This is a genomic window from Streptomyces niveiscabiei (assembly GCF_001419795.1).
In the GTDB taxonomy this organism is placed as follows: domain Bacteria; phylum Actinomycetota; class Actinomycetes; order Streptomycetales; family Streptomycetaceae; genus Streptomyces; species Streptomyces niveiscabiei.
This window is the reverse complement of sequence record NZ_LIRL01001251.1, coordinates 1-4607: the sequence shown is the minus strand read 5'-3', so window position 1 is coordinate 4607 and position 4607 is coordinate 1. Positions and strand designations below refer to the sequence as shown.

General features: G+C 74.8%; 5 protein-coding genes. 1 reads left to right on the top strand and 4 read right to left on the bottom strand.

All coding sequences use genetic code 11. The annotated features are described in order from the left end of the window. Positions 1 to 312 precede the first annotated feature (312 nt). A complete protein-coding gene (locus AOK24_RS47070; RefSeq protein WP_240554396.1) occupies positions 313 to 459 on the top strand; it encodes a hypothetical protein in 147 nt (48 codons plus the stop codon). 58 nt (positions 460 to 517) lie between these two features. On the opposite strand, the gene AOK24_RS42730 is transcribed toward AOK24_RS47070, so the two are convergent. The 4 genes from AOK24_RS42730 to AOK24_RS42715 all read right to left on the bottom strand — a co-directional run. Then, complete coding sequence (locus AOK24_RS42730; protein ID WP_055725242.1) at positions 518 to 1231, bottom strand: alpha/beta fold hydrolase; 714 nt, start codon at positions 1229 to 1231, stop codon at positions 518 to 520. A 13-nt stretch (positions 1232 to 1244) separates the two neighbouring features. Continuing rightward, the gene (locus AOK24_RS42725) at positions 1245 to 2204 is read right to left on the bottom strand and encodes an alpha/beta hydrolase (protein WP_055725241.1); all 960 of its coding nucleotides are present in this window, start codon (positions 2202 to 2204) and stop codon (positions 1245 to 1247) included. 97 nt (positions 2205 to 2301) lie between these two features. Further along, positions 2302 to 3261, bottom strand: coding sequence for an alpha/beta hydrolase (locus AOK24_RS42720; protein ID WP_055725240.1), 960 nt, complete (start codon positions 3259 to 3261; stop codon positions 2302 to 2304). A 114-nt stretch (positions 3262 to 3375) separates the two neighbouring features. Beyond that, a partial coding sequence (locus AOK24_RS42715) for a helix-turn-helix transcriptional regulator (protein WP_206191368.1) occupies positions 3376 to 4607 on the bottom strand: 1232 nt, incomplete at its 5' end.

Genomic DNA, 4607 nt, shown 5'->3' with positions numbered 1-4607 from the left:
GGCCTCGTCGTCGGGGTGGGCGCCGATGAAGAGGATGTCGGTGTGGGCGGGGTTCGCGCGGGGGGTCGCGGCTAGGGCGCCTGCGGCTACCAGGGCCGTGGCGAGGAGGGTTCGGCGGCGCATGGGGAGTCCTGGGTGGGGTGGGGGTGGACCCGCACGGTAGCGCTCTTATGGGGTGGAAGGCCGTACTTGACGTTGTTTCACGTGAAACGTTCGGAAAGTGGTCAGAAGCGGTCCAGGGCGTCCTTGTAGTCCTGCCGGGCGCGGAAGCGGTCCGTGAAAGGGGCTGCGTGGGGGCGTAGGAGTTCTGGTGTGTCCTCGGCGGTTCCCCCGGAGGGTGATCTTCCCGCGCACAGCAGGCTCGCGCCCTGGCTGGATCTGGCGCCGGATCTGGACGCGGAGTTCGCGGCGGATCTGGCGGATATCAGGAGGCTGGTGGAAGTCGTCGCCGGGCGCTGAGGGTTCCGTAGCCGTGCGGCAGGGGGTGCGTACGCGCCCCCCTGCCGGTGGGGATCGTTCAGGCCGTGGCCTGTACCGCCTCGCGGATCACGTCCGCGACCTCCTTCGGCCGGGACACCGCGACCGCGTGGGAGGCGCCGGCGAGTTCGGTGACCTTCGCGCCCGCGCGTTCGGCGCCGAAGCGCTGGACGTCGGGGTTGATGGCCTGGTCGGCGTCGGCGACGATCGCCCAGGAGGGCTTCGTGTGCCAGGCGGCGGCGCTCGCCGTCTCCCCGAACACGGCGGCGGCCAGCGGGCGTTGGGACACGGCGAGGATGGATGTCGTCGCGGCGGGGACGTCGGCGGCGAAGATCTCCGGGAACGCCGCGGCCTCGATGGTGACCTCGGTCGCGGTGGTCCCGTCCCCGGTCGGGTACGACCATTCGCGCAGGTTCCTGACCAGCGGCGACAGCGGGAAGCGGCCCTGGAGTCCGCCGAGGCTCTCGCCCTCCTCGGGGGTGTAGGCGGCGACGTAGACGAGGCCGACGACGTTCTCGGCGGCGCCCGCGACGGTGATGACCGCGCCGCCGTAGGAGTGGCCGACGAGGACCACGGGCCCCTCGGTCTGGGCGGCGACGGACGCGATGTACGCGGCGTCGGAGGCGAGGCCGCGCAGGGGGTTCGGCGGGGCGGTCACCGGGATTCCCTGGGCGGTGAGTTCGGCGACGACGCCGGACCAGCTGGCCGCGTCCGCGAAGGCGCCGTGGACGAGGACGACGGTGGGAGTGGACATACGGGTGGTCTCCTCAGGAGTGGAGGGCGGTGCGCAGGGTGTCCGTCGCCAGTGTGATGGCGGCCTCGGCGGCCTGGGTGCCGCGCAGGGCGTTCAGCATCACGAAGTCGTGGATGATGCCCTGAAACCGTACGGCGGTGACCGGAACCCCGGCCTCGCGCAGCTTCGCGGCGTACGCCTCGCCCTCGTCGCGCAGGACGTCGGCCTCGGCCGTGATGACGAGGGCGGGCGGCAGCCCGGTGAGCTGCTCGGTGGTGGCGCGCAGCGGGGACGCGGTGATCTGCGCGCGGTCTGCGTCGTCGGCGGTGTACTGGTCCCAGAACCACTGCATGCCGTCGCGGCGCAGGAAGTAGCCGGTGGCGAACTGGTGGTAGGAGGGGGTGTCGAAGGCGGCGTCGGTCACCGGGTAGAACAGCACCTGCTGGACGAGCGGGACGTCCCCGCGCTCCTTGGCGAGCAGCGTGAGCGCGGCGGTCATGTTGCCGCCGACGGAGTCCCCGGCGACGGCGATCCGCGCGGCGTCCAGGCCGTGCCCGGCGCCCTGTTCGGCGACCCATTTCGCGACGGCGTAGTTCTGCTCGACGGCGACCGGGTAGCGGGCCTCGGGCGAGAGGTCGTACTCGGGGAAGACGACGGCCGCGCCCGCGCCGACGGCGAGTTCGCGCACGAGCCGGTCGTGGGTGCGGGCGTTGCCGAAGACCCAGCCGGCGCCGTGGATGTACACGACGACCGGCAGGGTGCCCTCGGCGCCCGCGGGCTTGACGATGCGGGCGCGGACGCTGCCGGTGGGGCCGCCGGGGACGGTCACCCACTCCTCGTCCACGGCGGGCTTGTCGATCTCGCCGGACTGGACGTCGTCGACGGCCTCGCGGCCCTCGGCCGGGGGCAGTTCGAAGAGGTAGGGCGGGTTGGCGGTGGCCTCCGCGAAGGCGCGGGCGGCGGGTTCCAGTACCGGGTCCACGGCATCGGACATGAGGGTCTCCCTGGTGTTCGGGCGGGGTGAGCGCACGGCAGGCGGGTGGTGGGGTGATCTGCTCCGTCAGCCTGGCAAGCGGCCCTGCCCCGGCGCATCAGTAAGTCGACTGTCCCAGCGCCGACGCGAGGAACCGGGCCCCCTGTCCGATCGCGGCCCGGGTGGGCGGGCTGTCGCGCAGGAAGTTCAGGGAGACGAAGTCGTGCACGGTCCCCAGGTAGCGCACGGCGGTCACGGGGACGCCCGCGCGGCGCAGCAGGCGCGCGTACTGCTCGCCCTCGTCGCGGACGACGTCGGCCTCGGCGGAGACGACGAGCGCGGGCGGCAGGCCGGCGAGGTCCCGCTCGGTGGCACGCAGGGGGGCGGCGGTGGGTTCGGTGAGGTCGTGGGGGTCGTCGGCGTACTCCTGCCAGTACCAGGCGACCGCGTCGCGGGTGAGGACGTAGCCGGAGGCGAACCGCCGCGCGGACTCGGTGTCGCCGGCGGGGTCGGTCATCGGGCAGTACAGGAGCTGGGCGCGGATCCGGGGGCCGCCGCGCCGCTTGGCGGTCATGGTGAGGGCGGTCGCCAGGGTGGCGCCCGCGCAGTCCCCGGCGACCGCGAGCCGGCGGCCGTCGAGGCCCAGGGTGTCCGCCTGTCCGGCGATCCAGGTGAGGGTGGCGTACGCCTCCTCCAGGGCGACCGGGTAGCGGGCCTCGGGGGTGCGGGTGTACTCGGGGACGACGAGGGCGGCGCCGCTGAGGTCGGCGAGTTCGCCGGTGAGGCGGGCGTGGGTGCGGGCGTCGCCCAGCATCCACCGGCCGCCGTGCAGGTAGACGACGACCGGGTGGGGGCCGGGGCGTCGCCGGGGCCGGAAGAGCCAGAAGCCGACGAGCCCGGAGGGGCCGACGGGGGCGACGCGGAACTCGGCGTCGAGGTCGTCGTCCGGGTGCCCCTGCATCTCCAGCAGGGCCTGGCGGCCGTCGACGGGGCCGATGCGGTGCAGGTAGGGCGGGCCGGCCGAGGCGTCGACGAGCCGTCGGACGAGGGGGTCGAGGACTACACGGTCCGGGTTCACGCGCCTCCTTGCGACGTGACGGGGCGGGGCCTGTGTCGCCTCCCCGGCGGGGCGGACGCCGCGCCACCGGGCGGCGAGGGCGCCCCGGTCCGGCCGGGGGCGCGACACAGGCTCTCACAGCTCCTCGACGAGGTCCCGGAGCTGGTTGCGGCTGCTCACCCCCAGTTTCGGATACACCTGGTACAGGTGGGAACTGACGGTGCGCGGCGAGACCATGAGCCGTTCCGCGATCTCCCGGTTGCGCAGCCCCTTCGCCGCGAGCCGGACGATCTCGCGCTGCTGGGCGGTGAGTGAGGCCAGCGGGTCGCTGCGGACCGGTGCCGTACCGACCCCGCTGGCCCGCAGCTCCACCCGCGCCTCCTCGGCGAGTCCGGCCGCGCCGAGCCGGGTGAACGTCTCCAGGGCCACCGCCAGCAGGGGGCGCGCGTCGAGGGGGCGGCGGCGTCGGCGCAGCCACTGCGCGTAGTGCAGCCTCGCCTGGGCGCGGGCCAGCGGCCACTGGTCGGCGGCCGGGTTGACGGTGGCGAGCCGGAAGTGGTGCTCGGTGTCCCGGGCGGGGCCGGTGAGGGCGGCGGCGTGGTGCAGGAGCAGCGTCGTGCGGGTCGTGGGGCGGGGGCCGAGGGCGATGCGTGCGGCGTCGACGACGGGCGCCGTCTCCTCCTGGCGGCCGGTGCGGTGGGCGGCTGCGGCGAGGTCGGCGATCGAACGCGGCGACAGGAAGTAGTGCAGCGGTGTGCCGTCCTCGCCGAAGAGGGCGCGCAAGTGCCGGTACGCGGCCTCGTGGTCGCCGGCGGCCGTCGCGGCGGTGCCCTCCGCGCGCAGGAGGCGGGCGTGGGTGGCGCGGTTCTCGTCCAGGTCGACGGCCGTCCATGCCAGGCCGGTGCCGCCGGGGCCGCCGCGCAGGGCCGTGAGCGTCGCGCGCAGCGCCTCGACGTCGGTCCGCACGAACGTCAGGGCGTGGACGGCCGCGAGGGCGGCGACGCGTTCGAGGTGCTCGTCCGCCTCCGCCCAGCGGCCGGTGTCGACGAGGGCGCCCGCCATCGCGGTGAGCGTGGGGACGGCGGGGCCCATCGCGCCGTACGCGCTGAGCCCTTCGTACACCTGGCGGAACGTGTCCACGCACAGGTCGGACTCGTCGGCGTACCAGGCGGTGCCGGCGATGCCGAGGGTCCAGGTCAGTTCGGCGACCCGGTCGGCCGGTTCGGGGCCCGGGGTGCCCCGGCGGATGTCGCGCAGGAGGTCGGGGGCGTGGGTGGGGTCGGCCGCGGCGAGGGTGGTGGCGCGGACGGCGGCCCAGCTGCCGTTGCTGGACAGTTCGGCGTACGGGGTGTCGCCGTGGCGGTCGC

What these genes read in the sequence shown, in the direction of transcription:
- AOK24_RS42730 (WP_055725242.1), bottom strand. Translation starts at nt 1,231, where the DNA reads ATGTCCACTCCCACCGTCGTCCTCGTCCACGGCGCCTTCGCGGACGCG.
- AOK24_RS42725 (WP_055725241.1), bottom strand. Translation starts at nt 2,204, where the DNA reads ATGTCCGATGCCGTGGACCCGGTACTGGAACCCGCCGCCCGCGCCTTC.